Here is a 21427-nt window from a genome sequence, read left to right on the forward strand (position 1 = left end):
CCGAAAAAAAGCCGAGGAACAAGCCGCATCGTGACCGATGCGATTACAATCCAGAACCCGCGCAACCGGGGTGGAAGCACCGGTCACGTATTAGCGAAACGCTCGGTCACGTTCACCGAAATCCGCAGTCTGAGCATAATCCTGGCTTTATTGGTAAGCATTGGTTCGGCAATGGTGATTCACCGAGTCATGAGCAACGTTCATGGCGTGATCACATCCCTTCGATCTATTGCCAGCGGAGACGGCGACCTCACTCGCCGCGTCAACGTCGAAACACACGACGAAATAGGAGTGATGATCAAGCTTTTCAACAGTTTCCTCGATAAGTTGCAGGTCACCATGCGGCAAATCATTGATGCTGCCGGTCCGTTGGAGCAAATGTCCAAAGACTTGTATCACCTGACCCAGGACACTGAAGAAAACGCACGCTCGCAAGAAGGCCACACCGACTCTATCAGCCGCGACATTTCTGCAATGACGCAAAGCATTCAGGAAGTGGCTCACCGCTCTCAGCAAGCCTCAGAAGTGGCGGCCGCTGCCTCCAAACAAGCAGAAACTGCACGGCAGAATATAGATAATTTGTCTTCCAGCATCAGTGACTTGGGCGGTAGTGTTTTGGGATCGGTGCAAGCGATGCAGCAGCTGGAAGAGGAGACGCAGCAGGTAGGCTCGGTACTAACAGTGATACGCAGCATTGCTGAACAAACAAATTTGCTGGCGCTCAACGCCGCTATCGAAGCTGCCCGGGCTGGCGAGCAGGGTCGTGGATTTGCCGTGGTGGCTGATGAGGTGCGCAATTTGGCCCAAAAAACAGCCATTTCAACGGCAGAAATTCAAACGATCATTCAGCGTTTGCAACTCAGTGCAAATGGTGTTTTGAACGTCATGACGCTCAACGGGGAAAAAGCTGAAGCGAGTATTGAGCGTTCCGTTGAGGCTACTCATACCCTTGAAGTCATCGCTAAATCCGTTCGTCAGATCGATGTGCTCAACGCAGGTATCGCTCAATTTACCCAAGAGCAGATCAGTCTATCTAAGTCGATTCAGAACGATACCGAAGTTCTTCAGACAGACACCCAAACAACCACCCATGGGGCCGACGCAATCGCGCGTTTAGGCGAGCAGTTAGTCAGCACCGGAAATGATTTGCGCGCGTCAACAGCGCAATTTCGTGTCTAACCTAACCCTTGCAATTAAAAAGAGCACCACGAGAATGAAAAGATTTCGGCTCCTCAACCTTGTAGCGTGTCTAGTGACTACTTCTTCCTACGCGCTGGAACAAGGTGAGTATCGACTAAACGGGTTTGGTAGCGCAGGTATCACCCATCTTGGCGGAGAGGAAAATGGACGTACTTATGGTGTCGCCGGGCAGACAAATGACTCGTGGCGCGGTGATCAATTGTCCAAATTAGGCGGCCAGATTCAATACGGCGTTACTGATACTATCGGATTGACTTTTCAAGCCACCGTCAAGCCCGAACAAGATAACTGGAAAGCTAATCTAGAATGGGCGTATATATCTTGGCAAGCGAATGACCGTTTGATTTTACGCGCTGGTCGCCTTCGTAACCCTGTGTATATGTACTCGGAAACGCTGGATGTTGGTTTTACCTATCCGTGGCTGCGTCTGCCGGACGAAGTCTATAGCCAAGTCCAGCTAAGCAACTACGAAGGTGCTGATGCCGTCTATACAATCCCGTTATCATTCGGGGCGCTGACTTTTCAAGTCGCGGGAGGGCAAGCCGTCAACCGTAATATTTTTGGGCTAGATAAACTTTTTGACATCGATTACAAAAAGATTTTCGCCTCCAATGTCAGTCTTGCTACTAATGGTTTTGGAACATTGCGTGTCGGCTATACTGAAGCAGATATTGACTCGGACTATAATGCCGTTGTTACGACTTCACCTGATGAGCGCTCAAATGTCAGCTTTGGCAGCTTAAATAAGCAAAAAGGTAAGTTTACGTCTGTTGGCTATCAATATGACAACGGCACCTGGTTAACCTCGAATGAGCTTACACGTCGCGTTATCGAAGCGGATGGTGAGGACGCCAGTAAAGCATTTTATTTAATGGGCGGGCGCCGTTTTGGCGATTTTCTGGTGCACACCACCTACGCACAATTGGACGAAGGTAAGGGGCGTCAGAGTTCTTGGACATATGGTTTGAATTACAACATCACACCTAGCGTTATTGTAAAAGGGGAGTATAAGCGAGTCGATACCAGCGGAAAATTCAATGGGGTTTTTAACGAAAGTGCTCAAGAGAGCTACGATCATGCGGCCTATGCCGCAACTAATGGGGTTTCGGGTAGCCCGTCACGAAACTATGATGGTGATATTATCAGCGTCGGTGTGGATTTTGTATTTTAAGGAGAGCTTCATGAAACTTTCTGTTATTGCTCTCAGCGTTTACAGCGTTATATTCGCTGCCAGTTCAGTATGGGCCGACGTCGCGGTCATCGTAAATCCAAACGTCATTACCGCGCCCTCTCAATCGGACGTGGCGAACGTTTTCTTGGGGAAAGACAAGACCCTAAAGGGTGTCGACCAAAAAGACTGGGGCCCCATCAAAGAAAAGTTCTACAGCGCTGTCACCAGTAAAAATGAATCGCAGTTGAAGTCATACTGGTCAGGCCTGGTGTTCACTGGAAAAGGTCAACCATTGACAAGCGTCTCTGACGACGCAGCTGTAATTGCAAAAGTTAGCGTGGAACCTGATACCATTGGTTATGTCGACAATACTTCTGTCACAGATAAAGTTAAAGTATTGTTCACGCTTCCCTAGACAGATTGATCCTGGCAATGTGGGCGGTTAAGTAAAGATCTTTGCCAACCATGTTGTCAGTTTTTACATTACTTCAGTATCGTGTGCCGTCATAAATCGCCAATGTGGAATCTTAAATTCAGGTTTGAGAATGCACCTGACGCACATACTTATTCCCTTGTTGCGAAACATATTGGAAAGGTGTTGATTAAGTTTTGAAGTTAAAGTTTGGGTTGTTGCGCCGCTATTTTGTTCTCTTTTGATCTGAACAAGGTGTGTGCATGCCACCGCCGCTATCTAGGTAGCGGTGCAATGCCATGTACACAAGTGAGCGGTCCTTGTTTTCACCTTTAACCCAGTCAAGAGCTTTCAATGAGCTGATAATCTTGCAGGATTTTTCCCATATGGGAGGCCACGACTTTCTTGAGTCGTGGTGTATTAAAATACTCTGGTTCAAGCACTGCTTGCAGACCTAATCCGTCGATAAGGCTGATCGTAAGGTCCGTCCACAGTCGCACATCCAGCTGAGGAGGTATCTCTTGGCTGCGCTGAGCCGCTCGCAAAAGACCATTAATAAGATTGCGCCACTCCGCGTAGCGGTTATGAAGCTCTTGGGCCAATGCTGTTTTGCCCAATGACTGCCCCCAGAATGCTATCCAGACGCGCCACTCGAGCCTGCGCTCATCATCTAGCGGCAATACTTCAAGGAGAACCGCATGTAGTGTCTTTAGCTGGGATCCGCTAGACAAATGCGATGCCATCCTTTTCGCTGCGGCAATATGTACCTGACGCAATGCCGCCACCAGGATGTCATCCTTGCTAGCGAAGTGATGCGTCACGAGGCCGGCAGTACAACCTACTTCTATCGCAATTCTGCGAATTGTCGCCGCTTCCAAACCCTCCGTTGCCACGACCTGCCAAGTGGCTGCCAGCACCTCGCTACGACGTTCCTCGTGATCAATTACCCTTGGCATGAATTACTCCAATCTGGTTTCGCAGAATTCTTCTTAAGATAAAAATTTGTATTCGACCACGCAGTGGCATGACCATATAACGCGAAAAGCGTGAAATTGATATTTTCGCTCAATTCAACAGTGATCACAAAAAGGCGTACCAAGGGGGCGGGTGCGCAAAATTTTGTCGTCGCAGCATACTGCATCCCCCGAGTTAGACGCTATCGCCCCTGTTCCTAGATCTCCACCCGGCAGCACTTCTGACACATTTTGGCCATTATACCTTTATGCGTTTTTAACAAAACAGATGTTGCGCAAAAAAAAGCACTGTGCAAGGATGCATAACAGGTGTTTTGCAAAAACAGCCGATTTCGGCGTTGTTATCTCACCTCCGCGTATTGGGGCAGAGGTGGGCCGCGATTTTGCGATTAGCCATTTTTTCTGCCCCGCGCTGGTGCGGCGGCCGCGTTAAGCAATTTTGGTCATCTCGACCTAAACCTAACAGTGCGAGGAACGTAAATGAAAATCGGCATACTCTCCGACGGTGCGTTGGCTGGTACACCGCCACAACAAAAAATGCATGACATGATCCGCGAGGCGGTACGTGCGGACGAGCTAGGTTTTTATTGCTGGGGCACCTCTGAAGCCCACTTCATTGATGGTCCGACCATCTCAGCCCCCGACGCGCTCTATGGCGCTGTTGCAGCGCTTACCAAAGACATCATTATTCGGTACATGGCTGTAACGATCCCATTCCACAATCCAATTACAGTAGCAGAGCGCCTGGCCACGCTTGACATATTGTCGAAAGGGCGGGCTGAGCTTTGTACGGCGCGCGGTAACAACAAGCTCGTAATGCAAGCATTCGGTGTCAAGCCGTCCGAGACTAGGGATCGGTGGAAAGAGGCCATAACCATTATTGGCCAGGCTTTGACAAAAGGCGTTGTGTCAAACTCTGATGGTCAGTATTGGCCTTTTGAAGAGGTTAAGGTTAACCCGAGGGCGTTGCAAAAACCTTCTCCCCATCTGTTCTCCGTAAGTTCTGGCCCCGAGTCTCACAAATTGGCAGCTGAGTACGGTGTTGGAATTCTTACCTTTGACAATTTTTTCGGGTGGGACTACGTGGACGAATGCATCGGTGCTTACCGCGATTCAATCGGAAGTGCTAAACCCGTGAATGGCCAAGTAAACAATTCTTATGGCTATTATGTACCAATCGTTCATTGCGCAAAAGATCGGGCGACCGCGATGGCGGAAGTACGGATGAGGGCTTACGGCTATGTCCAGTTCATTCTGGATATCTACTTGCCTCTGGCGAAAGAATCTTCATACGAATACTTTGGTGGTATCCAGAAGATTGAGGAATATAAGCGCAATCTTGAGAAGCTTATAGAACTTAGTCCATCCATTATGGTGGGCACGCCTGATGATATTATTGAATCTCTGAAGGCGCTCGAGAGACGCGGAGTGGATGAGGTCATTTTGACTGTTGATGCGATGACCCACGAACAGCACATGCAGACTCTCAATCTTCTGGGAGAGCACGTTCTTCCTCATTTTCATAAGAATTGAGTAGACCCCATCAGGTAAGAAAGTCTCGCGCCTGTTATTGGGGGACCTAGTTGCCACATCGATTTTCGAGTCAAGCTAAAGAGCTGAAATTTCTGGCTGCGTGCGCGGTTGTGTATAGGGTTCGCAGCGCTGTAAGGCAATGAGGTCGATGTGGAGTAAAGCGGTGATGTTATAAGGCGAAACTGGGCAGTTGACGGTCTTGAACAGTGCACGGGTAAGCGTTTATGCCCGAATACTGACTGTCAATGATCTTAAGGGAGCCGTTGTCATATAAAGATCTACCATTAATAGAGCGAGGATAATCCATGTACCAAATTATAGTGCTTTATGGCGTTCCAACGGATTCAGAAGCGTTCGATCAGTATTACAAAGATGTTCATATTCCACTGGTCCAGAAAATGCCGCATCTGAAAAGCTTCTCTGTTAGTGAGGGCCCTATAACCATCATTGGTGGCGGAGGTCCTTACTATCGTATCGCCTTGCTAGGTTATGAAGATCTCAAGTCGTTAGAAGACTCTCAGTACTCGTCTGAGGGGATGAAGGCATCAATGGACGCGGCCAATTTCGCAACCGGGGGCATGACTGCGTTGGTAATGGAAGTCAAAGATAGCCTTCAGTAACGAGCCAGACCGTGACCGCACTGAGCTTCTCTTCGGTGCGGTCATGTATTGGTGACTTTATTGCCGCTGCAATGTCCGATAGCGGTCAAACGTGGATCATGACCTGATGAGGGTTCAACGCGATCGGCGTTCTTGTCTCTAAGCATAAGCAATCACAGGGTGGCGCTATGAAAATCGACGCACATGCAGCCGAACATACTCCGGTCTACCCGGCGAATCTTCGCAGGAGACGTTGTTATCTAGTCATTAGCGGGGATGTGAAGCGGCTAAGCGATGACGGTATGGCGCTGGATCCTCGGAGTGTCGACCTGTCTGATAAAGGAGTTCGTCAGGCCCGAGAGCTCTCGGTGATGATGCAACATGTGGCTTTCGATCGGGCTGTGTGCTCCGATTATTCTTGTGCTCGACAAACCGCAAATATCTTGCTGGACGAGCAGGAAAGCATGCTTGAGCAAGCTAAAGCGTTTAGCGATATAAAAGCAGGTTGCTTCAGTAAAATCACCCCACAGCACCCTGATGACCGAGTATGCCAGGCCTACGAAACCATAGGCGAAGGTGATGGCACATTTTTGGGGGGAGAGCATTGGGACAGCTTTGAAAATCGGGTGCTTGAGCAATTTTTTCGGCTCATTGGCGAGCCAGCATGGAGATCGCTTCTACTCGTCAGCCACGACGCGGTTGGCCGTGTGTTGCTGGCCTGGGCTATGGGTTCAGATCGTCATATCATGAGTTCTCTGAAGCAGGACTCTGCATGCCTCAATATCATTGACCTCGACGTAGTGGGTACTCAGGTATTGAAGCGACTGGTGCGAGGAATCAACATAACGCCCTACGACCTTTGCAAAATCGCCGACTCACAGACGGTATTGACGGTTAGCTGACCACACCCGCGTTACTTATTGACGTCCGGTTCAAACTTGGCCCAAGCACCGTTCTAAGGCAAGTAGCCTGCATCACAGCACAGATAAGCTTTGTCCACCTGCGGCTATGTTGCTCAAAGCCGGATATCCTCTGTTCCTTGGATAAGCGCTTCAATGTGCGTGCCCGTCGCGCGTTCTTCGTTGCTGAACCCGTCATAGTCGGCCAAGTTGGCAAGACGAATACAGGCCATTTGCTCGATTTGCAACACGCTGCGGCGGTAGGTTCTGAGTTGGCCAAACACCGAGTCCAACTGATCGAGGTGACGGCTCTGGTCGATCATATAAGCGCTAGCGGAAGGTTTGCCGTCATCCCCCAAATAGGCCACCACTTTCCAGAATGCTTTGGGGATTTTGACACCACGGTAAACACGGTCATCTTCAGCCAGCACCGGGCTTGTAAATACAGTGGCTCGGGCCTTCCAGCGCCGTGTATTGTCGAGAATGTACTCCTCAAGTTCCAACCAGGTCTTCTGGTTGAACGCGCTCATCTGCGGCGAGCAGTTAGTGAAGTGAAAAGTGTCGAGGTTGGCGATGGTCGCTTCTTCGCCCCTATAGGGTCTTGCCTGCGCACCAAATGGCCACGGTCCAGGCCGTTGCTCGCGTAGAGCTCGTTGCCCACCTGGGCGCTTATAGGCACACGACCATCATAGCATTCAGGCTAGGTCATTGATGGCCTTATCAAATCGCGAGCAGGATCAATATTTGACGACTTGCGCTTCTGCTAAGCTCGTATCCATAACGCTTCAAAGAGATGACTGCATGTCCTTCGTTGACGAGTTCGTTGCTGAGATACTGACCCTTCAGATCGCCCTGTATCACTCCCGTGCACGGTTGGAAGCGAGGACTGACAGCGAGGCTTTGCATGACCTCAGAATATCTGTGAGGCGCATCCGGAGCCTACTCCGACCGATGCGTTCGATTAGCGAAGTCATGGCGCTGAATAATGTTGCGGCGGAAGTCGGAAGGCTAACCACGCCGGCGCGCGATCTTGAGGTGTTGATTGAGGAGCTAGAGGAAAGGGGCTTTCCTGACCTTGCGCAGTTCCGCAAAGCGCACTTGGATTATGACTATTCAAAGATTCTAAAAAGCCCGGCCCTCAAGAATCTGTTCACTCAGTTGGATGAGTGGCCTTCAATCTTTCGCTTGGCTGAGATCAACGGCGGTTTGCAGCACGTCCAGTCTCAAATTGAAAAATCACTGACTAAGCAGATCGACCGATTGCATGCGGCGGTAGATGACGCTGAATCTGATCGGCACGAGTTGAGAATCCTGGTCAAGCGAACTCGCTACCTGACAGAGGCTTTTCCCAAGCTGTCACCGCTTTCGGGTAAGGCGGCAAGCTCTCTCAAGGCCCTTCAATCGGCCCTGGGTGCCTGGCACGACCATTATCAGTGGTGTCAAAAAGCATTGGTCGAATCAGATCTACACCAGCTGGAAGAGGTCTGGCGGCGATGCGCCGCGACGGCGCTCGAGAAAGCTGACGCTCAGTTAGCTGACCTGGAGAAATTGCTGCCAAAGTCCTCAGGCAAAAAAAAGCCGCCTAATGTGGCAGCAGAAAAAACAGCAGGCGTTGAATAGACGCAGTATTACGGCTGGAGGGTTACAAAGCGATGACGTTTTTTGATCTGGCAACGAATTCTCTTCAAGACACTTCAGCCATAGGTCTACTTATGCTGATAGGTAAAGGGTGGGCTGCATTTATGCGACCCTCCAGCCTTTTGACGAAGGCTTCGGCTTCGGCATAACTGTGAAACTTAACGCGCCATGCATTCATCCACACGAGCCAGTCTTCGGGCGTCTCTGCCTCTTCGATTTTGATCAGCATCACGAGAATCCTTTCATGAGGTATCGATTCTCAAGCGATACAGAGAATGAGTAACTAGGTTTCATTTGGCGGTTTCTCTCGGTGGTTCAATGCCCTTTCTGACGGACTCGGCATTCAATTCGAGCGTGGTGATACCACCGAGGGCGGTGCTGGAAACGCCGATGGATCCCCTCTGATCTATCCACATTGCTATCGACTCAATGGCGTCGGCAAGCGCGAGTTCGTTTTCGTGGAGGGTTTCAAGTATGTCCGGTAATTGGGGAGGGGCTGACATGTCGACATTTCCTCGGAGTGAACTGGAAGACTAGCAGCGTCAGGTAGGGTGTGCTTAATCATCAACCTATCCCTTGTAGGTGGTGCAGCCGAGAGTAATCGGCCCAAGACGTGTTGGCCACTTCGGACGTGGTACAGTCACTGGGTCTTGTTAGAAAAACGCCATAAATTTGTAGGTAGTGCCATAAAGCGTACTGCCCTTTGGAGACCGTTGTGACCAAGCTTCGTAATTATGATGGTGCCCCTGGGTGCTCTATAGAGGCCGCACTGCACATCATGGGTGGAAAGTGGAAGGGCGTAATCCTTTATCACCTGCTACTGGATGGCACACACCGTTTCAACCAATTGCAGCGACGTCTCACTGGAGTGCCGCCTAGGTTGCTGATCAAGCAGCTTCGGGATATGGAAGAAGACGGTCTCCTAGTGCGAACTGTCTACCCAGTAGTACCGCCCAAGGTCGAATACGCACTTAGTGATGAGGGCCGAAGCCTTGAGCCTTTTATCCTGGGACTATGTGACTGGGGAGATGCGTGGTTGAAGCGTCGGGGCATGACCACTGCCGCTCAGATGAGGGCGGACGAGCAGCCACCTGGCGGAAAGTCCGACATCGCCCCCATGATTAGCTAGAAGCTTAAGGCCAGTTGCTCGGCCTCTTGCAGTACGCTTAAGCGTACTATATGCAAATTTTTGCAGTATTTACGTTTTTATTATCTTCGATAGCCTTGTTCAAAACGCGTAGAGAGCAGAAGCACGTGCCCCGCGCATTCTTGAGCAAACTATTGGAGTATCTGAATTTTGGCCGCAAAACTTTTTGAACCCGTAACCATTGGTGGGTTAACACTTCGCAACCGAATTGCAATGTCTCCAATGTGCATGCACTCGGCAAGCGAAGACGGATGCGTCACTGATTTTCATACCGTGCATTACGGTGCTCGAGCATTGGGCGGCGCAGGGCTCGTTTTTTTGGAAACCACAGCCATCCTTTGCAACGGCGTTATTGGCCCCGGCGATATCGGTATCTGGGACGATGCACAAGTTGAGGGGCTGGCAAGGCTGGTCAAAACCATTCAACGCTTTGACGCCAAGGCAGGCTGTCAGCTGGGCCACGCAGGTCGTCAGTTGGGCGTTCCGGGGCCGTCTATTGCCCCATCGGCTATTCCGTTTACCAAGGATTCGCAAGTACCTCAGGCGCTCGACCTATACGGCATCAAAGGCGTCGTTGAGGCATTCCGCCAAGGCGCACGTCGCGCCCGCGAAGCTGGTTTCGATGTTGTAGAAGTACATACCGCACATGGCTACCTCCTGAACGAGTTTCTCTCTCCGCTGGCTAACCATCGCACCGACGAATATGGCGGCAGTCACGAGAATCGTTATCGTATCGTCCGAGAAGTAATTGACGCTGTTCGCTCCGAATGGAAAGGCCCGTTGTTTGTCCGTATTTCTTCGACCGATTACACCGAAGGCGGCAATACTCCTGAAGATTTCCTGATCTACGGCAAGTGGATGAAAGAGCAGGGAGTTGACCTCATCGACTGTTCATCGGGTGGCATTGCAATGGTCAAAGTGAACGCTTTTCCTGCCTACCAGGTTCCTGCGGCTGAATTGCTGCGTCGTGAACTGGGCATCATGACGGGGGCGGTGGGCCTGATCGAAAGTGGTCGTCAGGCGGAAGAGATCGTCCAGAACGGTAGGGCAGACATAGTGCTGGTTGGCCGAGATATGTTGCGAGATCCCTTCTGGGCTCGCACTGCCGCCGATGAGTTGCGCACAGCTATCCCTGTGCCTCCGCAATACACCCGCTACGGTTCGGTGTGGCAGCGCAGTCAGCCGCCGTTGCCAGCAGCTCCTTTGACCGAAAACTGATGCGCCTAAAAACATAAAGGCTTGTTAAATTTACCCCTGATGCGCCACGCAGCGTCAGGGGTTTTACGATCCGTTTCTGCTCAGGCGAGGCGGTCAATCTTAGTCTGTTCAGTTTTACTGGGTATAGCGCCATCTTCGAGATCGGGCTCCAGGGATATTCAGTGTTTGAGGCTGTCAGCAATTACAGGCGTACGGATTTTGACGTGTGGGTAAGAAAGTCCATCACAGCTCTGATAGGAACCGAGCGTTTCAAATCGTGGTGAACCACTAGCCAGACGTCCCTTGAAAAGGGTGCGCCGTCATATTCGATGCGTTTCAGTCCTGGTTGTGCATCGCCGAGAAATCTTGGTGATCCAGCAATCCCAGCTCCAGAGCATGCAACCACCAATTGACTACTAACATCGCTTAGATCACATCCAATTCGACGCTCGCCAGCAATGTTCAGAAGCCACTGCTGTTGCGGCAGATCCACAAATTGTGCGTCGTAAACGATGAATGCCCACCTGTCTGGACTATCAAAGAATGTGTAGTTGGGACTGGCATGCAAGGCATACGGAATATGGCCAATTTTGCGCACAACATCATTGGGTTCTTCGGGACGGGTCAGGCGTAATGCCACCTAGCTTCGCGTCGGCTCAACGATACCTGTTGAGGCTGTGCAGACATCTAAAGTGTGATTTCTGGATATTTGGCCCGGAATTCAGGCAAGCGATGGGCGAGCAAATGGGCTATCAATATCGTTTCCAGCTCAAATCTTTTGATTGTTTTCGCTGTGTCGTCAGTCTTTCCTCACTTGAGCTGCGTTGTGCCGCAGTTGGTCTAGGTAGTCAGCCCATTGTTGAGCCGCCTCCCGGCGCTGTACCAGCAGTTGCGCGCGCGCATACACAGCTCCCAACGCGCCTGGCATACGGTGGGATAACGACAGTTCGAGCACGATGGGGTCTATACCCAAGTGCTCGTGGGCAATGGTCCGGTAGGTAGCGCGAAAGCCGTGGGCAGTGATGTCGTACTCAGGCCAGATACGCTGGAAGGACTTGAGCATGGAGGTAGGATTAATGGGGCGGCCTGGATAGACCGGCGAGACGAACACCCAGCCTTTGCCGTCTTCATCCACCACGCGGGTTTTATGTAGCTCTCGTAACAGGACCAACGCTTGCTCAGGCAGCGGCACGATGTGTTTGCTCTTGTCCAGGTGCTTGGTCTTGCTCACCACATAACGCCAATCGGCGCCCACCAAGTCGACATCTTCCCAGCGCATCTGCACCAGTTCGCCTGGGCGAACCGGCAACATGACCAGCAGCCGCATTGCTGCGGCTACGCTGCCGTCGTTGCAGTCATCAAGGCGTAGAAGAAACCTGCCTAGGTCGGACGGCCTTTCGATCGCCGGGTTGCTGGTCACGATGTGGCGAATCTTCAACTCCTCAATGTTGCTGAGCGCCACGTTGCGCTCCACCCAGCCGCGACCTTCGGCAAATCCCAGAACGGCACGTATGATGGTGCGCACGCGCCGGGCCATGGCCATGGTCCGCTGGCGGCGCAACTCAGTGATGATCGTAGTGATGTGCTCCAACTTGATCTCGCTGATCGGTTTTTTGCCAATGGCAGGCAAGATGTGGTTGTTCAGCGCTCCGGTAAAGCCCGAGATGGATTTGGTCACCAGTTCGGCAGACTTGAATGCCAACCATTGCTCGGCCACGTAAGCGAAGGTGCGCTCTTCATTGAGCAACTGTGCCTCGATCTTGGCGGTCTTGGCCTTGAGCGGAGCGGTGTGGTTAGCCACGTCGCGGCGTGCGCCGCGGGCAATGTCGCGCGCCTCCTTGAGGCTAATCTCGGGGTAAGCGCCGATGGAGAAGCGGTTTTCCTTCCCATGCAGCCGATACTTCAATCGCCAAACCTTGGAAGGAGATTTGCCGACCTTACTCGACGCCCTCACCTCCAAGTAGAGGCCAGGAACTTCGCCATCGGCGTGTTTGCCAGGTTCGGTCAGTGACCGGATCAAGGCATCGCTGAGTTTTCGTTTGAAAACAACCGCATTATCTGGGCGCATCGGTGGGGGCATCGGTGGGGGCATCCTTTTTAAGGAACCGAAATTTGCCCCCAATTATGCCCCCATGAGTCGTGGAATCCATTGGATTTAGACAGGCGGCTATGGACTTAAATAACCAATAACTTTTTGTTATTAAACGGTTTTATGGAATTTAGTGGAATTCCGTTACAGGCTATCGGGGTCCCCAAAAAACATCTGAATCCTCGACCTCAACCACCGCTCCCCCGGATCATTATCCTGCGACCCACGCCACGCCATATGCAGCTCAAACGTGCGCACCGGCAACGGTGGGTCCTCGGCGCGCAAACCGCCCGCCGAGGTCAGTGCTTCGGCGGCGTAATCCGGCACGGTGGCGAGGATGTCGGTGCCGGCCAGCAGTGTGCCCAGCCCGTTGAATTGCGGCACGGCCAATACCACGTGGCGTTTGCGATCGAGTTTTTCCAGCTCTTCATCAATAAACCCGCTCAGGTCGCCTGCGAAGGACACGAGGGCGTGAGGGCGGGCGCAGAAGTCGTCCAGGCTCAGGGAGCCGGGCACGCTGTCGGCGCGCAGCAGTTTTGGCAGGCTGCGGCGCAGCACTTTGCGCTTGGCGTTGGCCGGCAGGTCGGCGGTGTAGCTGACGCCGATGGAAATTTCCCCGGAGGCCAGCAGGCCCGGCATCAGGATGTAGTTGACGCGGCGCACCACCAGCACGATGCCAGGCGCCTCGGCGCGCAGGCGTTTGAGCAGTTGCGGCAGCAAGGCGAATTCAACGTCGTCGGACAGGCCGATACGGAACACGGCGGTGCTGGTGGCGGGGTCGAACTCGGCGGCGCGGCTCACCGCGGTGGAGATCGAGTCCAGGGCCGGGGAGAGCAGGGCGAAGATTTCCACGGCACGTGCCGTCGGCTCCATGCTGCGCCCGGTACGTACAAACAGCGGGTCATCGAACAGCCCACGCAGACGCGACAACGCCGCGCTGATGGCCGGCTGGCCAAGGAACAATTTCTCGGCAGCGCGGGTCACACTGCGCTCATGCATCAAGGTTTCGAATACGATCAAGAGGTTAAGGTCGACACGACGCAGGTCGTTACGGTTCATCTTGTGTCCTGGAAGAGTCAGCAAACTTGACGTGAGCGGCCACATGTAAACAATGACCGGCATGAATCTTACGGGGAAAGGCTGGTACTCTGCACCGGATAATTGAGTTTTCCTACGATACTTGAGGCAACTGCCTCAGTTGCGGAATCAATGACAGACATGTCGACTATTAATGGCGACCGGTGGCCTTACCTGGAAAGCCCAGATAGAGTTCATGGCATTAGAGGTTACTTTGACGAGGTTTGCGATGTCCCGCACGATCCGTTTTCACAAGTTTGGTCCGGCCGAGGTGCTCAAATGCGAAGAGCATGCAGCCGCGCAGCCCGCACCGGGCGAAGTGCAGGTGCGTGTCGAAGCGATTGGCATCAGCTGGTATGACATTCTGTGGCGCCAGAACCTGGCGTCCTCCCATGCACGCTTGCCGTCCGGCCTTGGCCATGAGATGGCCGGTGTGGTGGTGGCCCTCGGTGAGGGCGTGGATGACTTGGCGGTAGGCGATAAGGTGGCCAGTTTTCCGGCCGAAAGCCCCAATGATTACCCGGTATATGGCGAGCAAATCGTATTGCCGCGCTCGGCGCTGACCCGTTATCCGGATGTGCTGAGCCCGATTGAAGCCAGCGTGCATTACACGCCGCTGTTGATCGCCTACTTTGCCTATATGGACCTGGCGCGGGTCAAACCCGGCCAATTTGCCCTGGTGACTGACGCCAGCCACTGTGCCGGCCCTTCGTTCGTACAACTGGGCAAGGCGCTGGGCGTGCGCGTGATCGCCGCCACCAAGGACAGCGCCGAGCGTGAATACCTGCTGTCGCTGGGGGCCGAGAAGGTCATCGTCACCGAAGAGCAGGACCTGCTGATGCAAATCAACAAGTTCACCGATAACCGCGGCGTGGATGTGGTGTTCGATGGCTTGGGCGGCCCGCAGATGTCATTGCTCGGTGATGTGCTGGCGCCCCGTGGCAGCCTGGTGCTCTACGGTTTGCAAGGCGGTAACCAGACGCCGTTCCCGGCCTGTGCAGCGTTCCAGAAGAACATCCAGTTCTTTGTGCACTGTATCGGTAACTTCACCGGTAAGCCGGAACTGGGCATCATTCAGGACCACGTCGCCTTGCAACGCGCATTGCGTGACATCAACCAACTGACGGCCGATCGCGTGCTTGTGCCGCTGAAAACCACCGTGTTTGCGTTCAACCAGTTTGTAGAAGCACACCGTTACATGGACGAATGCCCGTGCCGCGAGCGCGTTGCGTTGCAGGTTGAGGCTGTTTGAGGTGTAGGAAGATTCGTAAATGAGTTTTACAAACCCTCGGCGCATGGGGCAAATGCGCCATTTGAAAGGGTTGAATCCGCGCGTTGTCTGAAACGCGCAACGGCCGTCCGGTCCCGCAAACGATGCCCTTTTTCCCGCCGCCGCCCTGAAATTCAGCGCGGCGTTGTTGTGTCTGCGCCCTGCGTATTTGGCCCGGCAACTATCTGAACTGGTTTTCGGCCAGCTTCTGTATCTGTTAATCATTATTTCAGCCCTGATAATTGGTACTTCACTTTCAACTCAAGGACTGAGTAATGAATGATTGTCTGATTCGTCAGCAGGTACTTCCTGCAACTACGCGTGACGCCATTGCTATCAGGACGCGAGGTGATCGGCACGCCAAGGACTGGTTCCGATCGATGCATGACCGGAGATTGAAAATTGACAAGTTTTATTTGTCAGATGGATCTTTAAATTCGAGGTTAAAGAGTTGTAGGAGCTTGTCTGAATATTCCTAGGAGCGCTGCTGAAAATCGCTGGGATGCTTGTGGTACGGCTGTTCGACGCCAGCGCTGCCGTGCAAGGAGCCCCCTACGCGGTCCTTATCGATTTGTTACCGGGTGCTAGTGTTTATCTGTCGCACACACTGCGCCGCAGGCAACGTTCTTACACATGCAATAGATCGGACAACTACGCTCGGTAGTTGTTTTGAACTGATATTTCAACTCAGGTAGTAGAACTATGAGCGCTATTCACGAGCAGGCCATGAATTATGTTTACCAGCAAGTTCAACAACGCTTGGTTGGGTATTTCACACGCGCGGAGCGCACCGCACTTCAATTATTGATTCAGCGTATTGTCGTGGCCGCCGGCGGCATGGAACAAGTAGGCGATTACAAAGTGCTGGTGGCCCATGGCGGTGGCGAAGTCAGCAGCTACACCTTGGCGCTACTGCGTGCCGCACAGTTGAGTATTGCCGCACGTGCGCCCAGGACCTTCCAGTTACGGGTGGCAACGTTACGCCACGCGGGTATGACGCAAGAAACCCTCGACGCGATTCATCGCGGTTATAGCCGGCTGTTTTTCCATGATGACGAGCGGGTCGAGTTGTTGATGGTCGAAAACGAACAGGTGTTGCCCTTCAACCATCAGCGTCCGGCCTCCAGCCGTGGCTGTGAAGCTCACCAGCGCAACATGTTGATGGTGGGGCACCTGACCTCCGGCGATGTTCGCGCCACGCTGTGTAACGATGCCTACCTGGCACTGGGGGACTTTTATCAGCGTGTCACCGCCTGGAACGGTGGCGTGCACGCGCTGGTCAGCGGCGATTCCGCGCGCAAACAGAGCCAGCTGCTGGCCTGGCTGAAAAAAGCCGCCCAGGCCAAAAGCGTCAAGGCTGCCAAGGGTATACCGACGTCGCTTGGCGGGTTGTTCACGCGCATGGATGAGTGGAGCGGCGACTTCTACCGTGACCTGTACGGCGAGCACTATGTGCCCAAAGCTGACGTCAGCCCAGGCGGGTATCGCCACCTGGCCTATATCGGCATTGCCGACTTGCTCGAAGGCATCGACCGCGCGACTGCGCCGTTGCTCATCGACTTCATGGCTTACACGCCAGATCCGTTGGGCTTTCACTTTAGCCACCCAAGCTTTGCCAACCCACCGTTGATGGCGCACCTGCGCGGCCTGCAGGCCGAATGCCTGCGCGAGTTGCATTACGAGGAGGGCGTGGAGGAGTTCCTCGGGCAGGCGCGCAATTACCTGCGGCGTCGGCAGGTGCCCGAAGAGCTGGTGAACCAGGTCGCCAATCGCGGGGAGCGTGCGTTGTCGAGCAGCCTTGCCCAACAATTTTTCGGTCTGGACGAGAACCAGTTGGTCTGCCTGCTGTTTTCGCCTTTCATTCATCATGGCGAACGGCTGGAAGGCTATTTGCGTCAGTGCCACCCTGGCATGCTGGTGGCGTTGCCCGAGTTGCACAAGGTTTTGCAGGGTAAACCGGCAGCCGAGATGCTGCAGCAATGGGTCGCCGATGCCAGTGGGTTGCCGTTGCCTTTGCTCCAGCATCTGTACCGCAAGCGGCCGATGAACCTGGCCCTCGGCGGTGCCCGCAGCGCGCCTGTGCAAAGGTCTCAAGCCCGTGATGGCATGGCCTTTCAGCTGTCTGGGCGATGACGCTGCGGGGCGCACGGCAGGCTGACTTTGCTTATCAGGCGGTCTACCGCTACATGATCAGCCTGATTAACGAGGTGAGCACGGATACGCGCGTAAAGCTGCCGTCATTGCGCCAGTTATCCCAGCGACTCAACGTGTCGATCTCCACCATTCAATATGCGTATTCGTTGCTGGAAAAGGAGGGCAGGGTGTATTCGGTGGCCAAGTCGGGGTACTACGCCTGGCCGCTCGCCGGTGGACCCGTGGCGTGTCCCAGCGGGGATCTGCTCGAGCGTCTCTATGTGGCGTCCCGGCGCCCGGGCATGACAGTGCTCAGCGGCGATGAACCGGCCTTGCTGGCATCATTGGACGGCACCTTGCTGCGCCTGGAGCGCGAGTTGGTGCGCCAGTATCCTGGGCATCTGCAGCCTTGGTCACAGCCCTGCGGGGTGTGGGAACTAAGAGCCGCACTGGCGGCTCGCTACACCTCATCACCCACCCGCTGCTGGCATGCTGATGACGTGTACATCGGCGCGGACTTGCGCGGTGTGCTCGACATCCTTATCGAGGTATTGGGCTTGCGCGGTGCCTCGGTGGTGGTCGAGTCACCCTGCGAGTGGTCGATCCTGCGCCTGCTGCAGGATGCCGGGGTACGTGTCCTTGAACTGCCCTGGGGCGAGGATGGCCGCCTGGAACTGGCATTGCTTGAAGGGATGCTGCGTCACGAATCAGTGCAATTGGTCGTGCTGTCGTCGTCGATCAGCTTGCCGTCAGCCTTTGCCTTGCAGCCCCAAGACCGCCTCGAGGTGGCGCAACTGCTCGATCGGTACGATTGCTGGCTATTGGAAAACGATACCTGCGGCGAACTGGGATTCAAGCCGGCACCGGTTACCCTGCGCGATCTGGTCAACCCTGAGCGGTTGGTGGTGTTTGCCTCTTTCGAGAAAATACTCGGGCCAGAGGCGCCGTTTGGCTACGCATTGTCGCGGCACTTAAGCGGTGAGTTGCAGCGCCAGTTCTTGCTGCGCTCGTTCCGGCTATCCTCAATTCGCCAGCGCGCGATTGCGCGCCTGTACCACAGCGGCAAGATCGACCAGCACTTGCACCACTTACGCCTTCTGCTGCGTGAGCAGGCGCGCGAAATGGGCGAACTTGTGGGTCGGCACCTGGGTGATCAAGTGACTTACCGAATGCCGGCGGGCGGGGCCACCTTTTGGTTGGGCGCCTCCCGGGCGGTGGACATGCGCAAGGCTTTCCACGCCTTGCTGGCCCGTCAGGTAGTCGTGGCGCCCGGTGAGTTGTTCAGCCTGTGCGGCTTGCATCACCAGCATCTGCGGTTGAGCAGCACCTTCCATGGGCAGCCCAACCTGGACATTGCCCTGGCCTTGGTGGGCGAGGCGCTGCGTGATGCACAGATCAGCTAGATGCATGAAATTTCTCTGTGTCTTGTAGGATCAATACCGTCGCGCAGTAGTCCAACTCTCAGTAAACTGTCATTTTTTCCGAATCCTTCTTTCTCGAGGTTTATGCATGACAATCAGTCCTTTTGCGGGCAAGCCGGCGCCAGCTCAGTTGCTGGTGGATATCCCGCGACTGGTCACGGCCTATTACACCGGCCAGCCTGATGCAGCGATCTCCACCCAGCGCGTGGCCTTTGGTACTTCCGGTCACCGTGGCAGCTCGTTCGAGCTGAGTTTCAACGAATGGCACGTACTTGCTATCAGCCAGGCTATTTGCCTGTACCGTGAAGCCCAGGGCATCAATGGTCCCTTGTTCGTCGGCCTGGACACCCACGCACTGTCGACTCCAGCGGGCGCGAGTGCCCTGGAAGTGCTGGCTGCCAACGGCGTGCATGTGATGCTGGCTGAAGGCGATGAATACACGCCGACCCCGGCCATTTCCCACGCCATCATTTGCTACAACCGTGGCCGTACCAGCGGCCTGGCAGACGGCATCGTGATTACGCCGTCGCACAACCCGCCACAAAGTGGCGGTTACAAGTACAACCCGCCCAATGGCGGCCCGGCCGATACCCACGTTACCAAGTGGATCGAAGCCAAGGCCAACGAGCTGCTGGCCAACAAACTGGCCGGGGTTAAACGCATTACCCATGCCCAGGCACTCAAGGCCGACACCACCCATCGCCATGACTACCTCAACAGCTATGTGGCCGACCTGGTCAATGTGATCGATATGGACGCCATCCGCAGCGCCGACCTGCGCCTGGGCGTGGATCCGTTGGGCGGAGCAGGGGTGCGCTACTGGTCGGCGATTGCCGAGCACTACCGTTTGAACCTGGACGTGGTGAACACCGAGGTCGACTCGACTTTCCGCTTCATGAGCGTCGACTGGGACGGCCAGATCCGCATGGACCCGTCCTCCAGCTATGCGATGCAAGGCTTGATCGGCCTCAAGGACCGTTTCGACGTCGCCTTCGCCTGTGACCCGGACCACGACCGCCACGGCATCGTTACGCCCTCGGGTGGCCTGCTGGCACCGAACAACTACCTCGCCGTGTCGATTGATTACCTGTTCCAGAACCGTGCGCAGTGGCGCGCCGATGCTGCGGTGGGCAAGACCGTGGTCAGCAGCGGCTTGATTGATCGCGTTGCAGCGCGTATCGGCCGTCGCCTGTTTGAGGTGCCAGTGGGCTTCAAGTGGTTTGCCGATGGCCTGTTCGAAGGCTCACTGGGCTTTGGCGGCGAAGAAAGCGCCGGCGCGTCGTTCCTGCGCAAGGACGGCACGGTGTGGAGCACCGACAAAGATGGCCTGATCCCGGCCTTGCTGGCCGCCGAAATGACCTCGCGCAAAGGCCAGGACCCAAGCCAGATCTACCGTGGCCTGACTGACGCGCTGGGCGAGCCGTTCGCGATTCGTGTCGACGCCAAGGCGACCCCGGCGCAGAAAGCGTTGCTGGGCAAGCTGTCGCCTGCGCAGGTCACCTCCACGCAACTGGCCGGGGAGAGCATCGAGCAGATCCTCAGCCACGCGCCGGGTAATAACCAGGCAATCGGCGGCTTGAAAGTGATGACCAAAAACGGCTGGTTCGCCGCACGGCCATCGGGCACCGAGGACATCTACAAGATCTACGCTGAAAGCTTTGTGGGTGAAGACCACCTCAAGCAGTTGGTGGAAGAGGCGCAGGTGCTGGTAGACGGCGCCATCAGTTCTAACTGACGCAATGTGGGAGCTGGCTTGCCTGCGATTGCATCAACTCTGTGTACCTGATGTACCGAGTTGTGCGCATCGCAGGCAAGCCAGCTGCCACAGTTGATTGGGTTCAGTCTGTAGGTCAGGCCAGGTCTACCAGGACGATTTCACTGTCTTCAACCGCGGTTACCCGCAACACCTGCTCATCTTCAACCGCCACACCGTCTCGCGCTTGCGCACGCAGGCCATTGACTTCAATCACCCCCGTCGCCGGCACCAGATACGCCCGACGCCCGCTGTCCAGCCGATATTCGGCGCTTTCCCCAGCTTTCAGGTTAGCCGCTACCAGGCGTGCGTCCGCCCGAATGCGCAAGCTTTCAGTGTCACCGGCCTTGCCGCTGGCCAGGGTCACAAAACCCTCGCGATTGCCCTTGGGAAACGGCTTGGCACCCCATGATGGCGGCAGCCCGGCTTCATTCGGGATGATCCAGATCTGGAAAATCTTGGCGGGCATGGCTTCCAGGTTGTATTCGCTGTGGGCAATCCCGGTGCCGGCACTCATGACCTGTACGTCGCCCGCTTCGGTGCGGCCTTTATTGCCAAGGTTGTCGGCATGGCTGATGGCACCTTCACGCACATAGGTGATGATTTCCATGTCGCGATGCGGGTGCTGCGGGAAGCCCGTGCCGGGCGCAATGATGTCGTCGTTCCACACCCGCAGGTTGCCCCAGTGCATGCGCTTGGGGTCGTGGTACTCGGCGAAGGAAAAGTGATGATGGGCGTCGAGCCAGCCATGATGGGCGCCGCCCAGGGTAGTGAAAGGTCGAAGTTCAAGCATGATGGGTCTCCTGTGGATGGTGGCTATCATCCAGCAGTACATGATCGATAAAAAGCGTAAAAAATGCCGGATTCCAATCTGTTTATTCGATTGATTGCTGGCGTTTTGACTTTTACTTCAT

The 21427-nt window shown here is 54.6% G+C and carries 20 protein-coding genes and 1 pseudogene; 13 read left to right on the forward strand and 8 right to left on the reverse strand.

The features are described from left to right. The 3 genes from HBO23_RS06745 to HBO23_RS06755 all read left to right on the forward strand — a co-directional run. Nucleotides 1–1179: HAMP domain-containing methyl-accepting chemotaxis protein (locus HBO23_RS06745; protein ID WP_170037079.1), on the forward strand; the 1179-nt coding region annotated here is incomplete at its 5' end. A gap of 34 nt (nt 1180–1213) precedes the next feature. Continuing rightward, nucleotides 1214–2371 carry a hypothetical protein gene (locus HBO23_RS06750; RefSeq protein WP_096143104.1) on the forward strand — a complete coding sequence of 386 codons (1158 nt, stop codon included), beginning with the start codon at nt 1214–1216 and terminating at the stop codon, nt 2369–2371. A 10-nt stretch (nt 2372–2381) separates the two neighbouring features. Further along, on the forward strand, nt 2382–2786 hold the full coding sequence (locus HBO23_RS06755; RefSeq protein ID WP_096143105.1) for a phosphate ABC transporter substrate-binding protein: 405 nt from the start codon (nt 2382–2384) through the stop codon (nt 2784–2786). 338 nt (nt 2787–3124) lie between these two features. On the opposite strand, the gene HBO23_RS06760 is transcribed toward HBO23_RS06755, so the two are convergent. Continuing rightward, nucleotides 3125–3739 (reverse strand): TetR family transcriptional regulator C-terminal domain-containing protein, encoded by a 615-nt coding sequence (locus HBO23_RS06760; protein WP_096143106.1) that lies wholly within the window; start codon nt 3737–3739, stop codon nt 3125–3127. Between the two features lie 498 nt (nt 3740–4237). Here HBO23_RS06760 and HBO23_RS06765 point away from each other — a divergent pair, with 498 nt between their 5' ends. The 3 genes from HBO23_RS06765 (at nt 4238) to HBO23_RS06775 (ending at nt 6791) form a co-directional block, all read left to right on the forward strand. Beyond that, complete coding sequence (locus HBO23_RS06765) at nt 4238–5290, forward strand: LLM class flavin-dependent oxidoreductase (protein ID WP_096143107.1); 1053 nt, start codon at nt 4238–4240, stop codon at nt 5288–5290. Between the two features lie 305 nt (nt 5291–5595). Next, a complete protein-coding gene (locus tag HBO23_RS06770; RefSeq protein WP_054895773.1) occupies nt 5596–5910 on the forward strand; it encodes an EthD family reductase in 315 nt (104 codons plus the stop codon). Nucleotides 5911–6077: 167 nt separating this feature from the next. Then, the gene (locus tag HBO23_RS06775; RefSeq protein ID WP_096143108.1) at nt 6078–6791 is read left to right on the forward strand and encodes a histidine phosphatase family protein; all 714 of its coding nucleotides are present in this window, start codon (nt 6078–6080) and stop codon (nt 6789–6791) included. Between the two features lie 113 nt (nt 6792–6904). Here the strand turns inward: HBO23_RS06775 and HBO23_RS06780 are convergent. Beyond that, a pseudogene (locus HBO23_RS06780) lies at nt 6905–7479 on the reverse strand (DNA/RNA non-specific endonuclease); the annotation flags it as partial. A gap of 110 nt (nt 7480–7589) precedes the next feature. Between HBO23_RS06780 and HBO23_RS06785 the strand changes: the two are divergent. Then, complete coding sequence (locus tag HBO23_RS06785; protein WP_096143109.1) at nt 7590–8408, forward strand: CHAD domain-containing protein; 819 nt, start codon at nt 7590–7592, stop codon at nt 8406–8408. Between the two features lie 64 nt (nt 8409–8472). On the opposite strand, the gene HBO23_RS06790 is transcribed toward HBO23_RS06785, so the two are convergent. Then, a complete protein-coding gene (locus HBO23_RS06790) occupies nt 8473–8655 on the reverse strand; it encodes a hypothetical protein (RefSeq protein ID WP_096143110.1) in 183 nt (60 codons plus the stop codon). Between the two features lie 61 nt (nt 8656–8716). After that, the gene (locus HBO23_RS06795; RefSeq protein ID WP_070413572.1) at nt 8717–8929 is read right to left on the reverse strand and encodes a hypothetical protein; all 213 of its coding nucleotides are present in this window, start codon (nt 8927–8929) and stop codon (nt 8717–8719) included. A gap of 275 nt (nt 8930–9204) precedes the next feature. Between HBO23_RS06795 and HBO23_RS06800 the strand changes: the two genes are divergently transcribed. Both HBO23_RS06800 and namA read left to right on the forward strand, forming a co-directional pair. Beyond that, the gene (locus tag HBO23_RS06800; RefSeq protein ID WP_153332835.1) at nt 9205–9555 is read left to right on the forward strand and encodes a winged helix-turn-helix transcriptional regulator; all 351 of its coding nucleotides are present in this window, start codon (nt 9205–9207) and stop codon (nt 9553–9555) included. A 168-nt stretch (nt 9556–9723) separates the two neighbouring features. Then, nucleotides 9724–10791: an NADPH dehydrogenase NamA gene (namA, locus tag HBO23_RS06805; protein WP_096143111.1), complete on the forward strand. Its 1068-nt coding sequence runs from the start codon at nt 9724–9726 to the stop codon at nt 10789–10791. 181 nt (nt 10792–10972) lie between these two features. Here the strand turns inward: namA and HBO23_RS06810 are convergent, their stop codons facing one another. The 3 genes from HBO23_RS06810 to HBO23_RS06820 form a co-directional block, all read right to left on the reverse strand. Then, nucleotides 10973–11410: a LysR substrate-binding domain-containing protein gene (locus tag HBO23_RS06810; protein ID WP_096143112.1), complete on the reverse strand. Its 438-nt coding sequence runs from the start codon at nt 11408–11410 to the stop codon at nt 10973–10975. Nucleotides 11411–11569: 159 nt separating this feature from the next. Then, the gene (locus HBO23_RS06815) at nt 11570–12838 is read right to left on the reverse strand and encodes a site-specific integrase (RefSeq protein ID WP_096143113.1); all 1269 of its coding nucleotides are present in this window, start codon (nt 12836–12838) and stop codon (nt 11570–11572) included. A gap of 165 nt (nt 12839–13003) precedes the next feature. Further along, on the reverse strand, nt 13004–13918 hold the full coding sequence (locus HBO23_RS06820; protein ID WP_244972951.1) for a LysR family transcriptional regulator: 915 nt from the start codon (nt 13916–13918) through the stop codon (nt 13004–13006). A 247-nt stretch (nt 13919–14165) separates the two neighbouring features. Here HBO23_RS06820 and HBO23_RS06825 point away from each other — a divergent pair, with 247 nt between their 5' ends. The 4 genes from HBO23_RS06825 (at nt 14166) to pgm (ending at nt 20495) form a co-directional block, all read left to right on the forward strand. Next, the gene (locus tag HBO23_RS06825) at nt 14166–15188 is read left to right on the forward strand and encodes a zinc-dependent alcohol dehydrogenase family protein (RefSeq protein WP_017135574.1); all 1023 of its coding nucleotides are present in this window, start codon (nt 14166–14168) and stop codon (nt 15186–15188) included. Nucleotides 15189–15908: 720 nt separating this feature from the next. Beyond that, on the forward strand, nt 15909–17339 hold the full coding sequence (locus HBO23_RS06830) for a hypothetical protein (RefSeq protein WP_099549800.1): 1431 nt from the start codon (nt 15909–15911) through the stop codon (nt 17337–17339). Then, nucleotides 17336–18742 carry a PLP-dependent aminotransferase family protein gene (locus tag HBO23_RS06835; RefSeq protein ID WP_170037082.1) on the forward strand — a complete coding sequence of 469 codons (1407 nt, stop codon included), beginning with the start codon at nt 17336–17338 and terminating at the stop codon, nt 18740–18742. Before HBO23_RS06830 ends, HBO23_RS06835 begins: the two co-directional genes overlap by 4 nt. Nucleotides 18743–18848: 106 nt before the next feature. Then, nucleotides 18849–20495, forward strand: coding sequence for a phosphoglucomutase (alpha-D-glucose-1,6-bisphosphate-dependent) (gene pgm / locus HBO23_RS06840; protein WP_099549798.1), 1647 nt, complete (start codon nt 18849–18851; stop codon nt 20493–20495). Between the two features lie 115 nt (nt 20496–20610). Here the strand turns inward: pgm and HBO23_RS06845 are convergent, their stop codons facing one another. Further along, nucleotides 20611–21306, reverse strand: a complete 696-nt coding sequence (locus HBO23_RS06845) for a pirin family protein (protein ID WP_169985964.1) — start codon at nt 21304–21306, stop codon at nt 20611–20613. Nucleotides 21307–21427 lie beyond the last annotated feature (121 nt).

The organism is Pseudomonas sp. WS 5532 (assembly GCF_012985445.1).
GTDB classification, from domain to species: domain Bacteria; phylum Pseudomonadota; class Gammaproteobacteria; order Pseudomonadales; family Pseudomonadaceae; genus Aquipseudomonas; species Aquipseudomonas edaphica.

Bases quoted from the DNA above. Each gene is read 5' to 3' on its own strand.
- HBO23_RS06830 (WP_099549800.1), top strand. From the start codon at position 15,909: ATGAGCGCTATTCACGAGCAGGCCATGAATTATGTTTACCAGCAAGTT.
- HBO23_RS06795 (WP_070413572.1), bottom strand. From the start codon at position 8,929: ATGTCAGCCCCTCCCCAATTACCGGACATACTTGAAACCCTCCACGAA.
- HBO23_RS06775 (WP_096143108.1), top strand. From the start codon at position 6,078: ATGAAAATCGACGCACATGCAGCCGAACATACTCCGGTCTACCCGGCG.
- HBO23_RS06825 (WP_017135574.1), top strand. From the start codon at position 14,166: ATGTCCCGCACGATCCGTTTTCACAAGTTTGGTCCGGCCGAGGTGCTC.
- HBO23_RS06800 (WP_153332835.1), top strand. From the start codon at position 9,205: ATGGGTGGAAAGTGGAAGGGCGTAATCCTTTATCACCTGCTACTGGAT.
- HBO23_RS06760 (WP_096143106.1), bottom strand. From the start codon at position 3,739: ATGCCAAGGGTAATTGATCACGAGGAACGTCGTAGCGAGGTGCTGGCA.
- HBO23_RS06765 (WP_096143107.1), top strand. From the start codon at position 4,238: ATGAAAATCGGCATACTCTCCGACGGTGCGTTGGCTGGTACACCGCCA.
- HBO23_RS06790 (WP_096143110.1), bottom strand. From the start codon at position 8,655: ATGCTGATCAAAATCGAAGAGGCAGAGACGCCCGAAGACTGGCTCGTG.
- HBO23_RS06770 (WP_054895773.1), top strand. From the start codon at position 5,596: ATGTACCAAATTATAGTGCTTTATGGCGTTCCAACGGATTCAGAAGCG.
- HBO23_RS06815 (WP_096143113.1), bottom strand. From the start codon at position 12,838: ATGCGCCCAGATAATGCGGTTGTTTTCAAACGAAAACTCAGCGATGCC.
- HBO23_RS06820 (WP_244972951.1), bottom strand. From the start codon at position 13,918: ATGAACCGTAACGACCTGCGTCGTGTCGACCTTAACCTCTTGATCGTA.
- HBO23_RS06750 (WP_096143104.1), top strand. From the start codon at position 1,214: ATGAAAAGATTTCGGCTCCTCAACCTTGTAGCGTGTCTAGTGACTACT.
- HBO23_RS06755 (WP_096143105.1), top strand. From the start codon at position 2,382: ATGAAACTTTCTGTTATTGCTCTCAGCGTTTACAGCGTTATATTCGCT.
- HBO23_RS06845 (WP_169985964.1), bottom strand. From the start codon at position 21,306: ATGCTTGAACTTCGACCTTTCACTACCCTGGGCGGCGCCCATCATGGC.
- pgm (WP_099549798.1), top strand. From the start codon at position 18,849: ATGACAATCAGTCCTTTTGCGGGCAAGCCGGCGCCAGCTCAGTTGCTG.
- HBO23_RS06835 (WP_170037082.1), top strand. From the start codon at position 17,336: ATGACGCTGCGGGGCGCACGGCAGGCTGACTTTGCTTATCAGGCGGTC.
- HBO23_RS06785 (WP_096143109.1), top strand. From the start codon at position 7,590: ATGTCCTTCGTTGACGAGTTCGTTGCTGAGATACTGACCCTTCAGATC.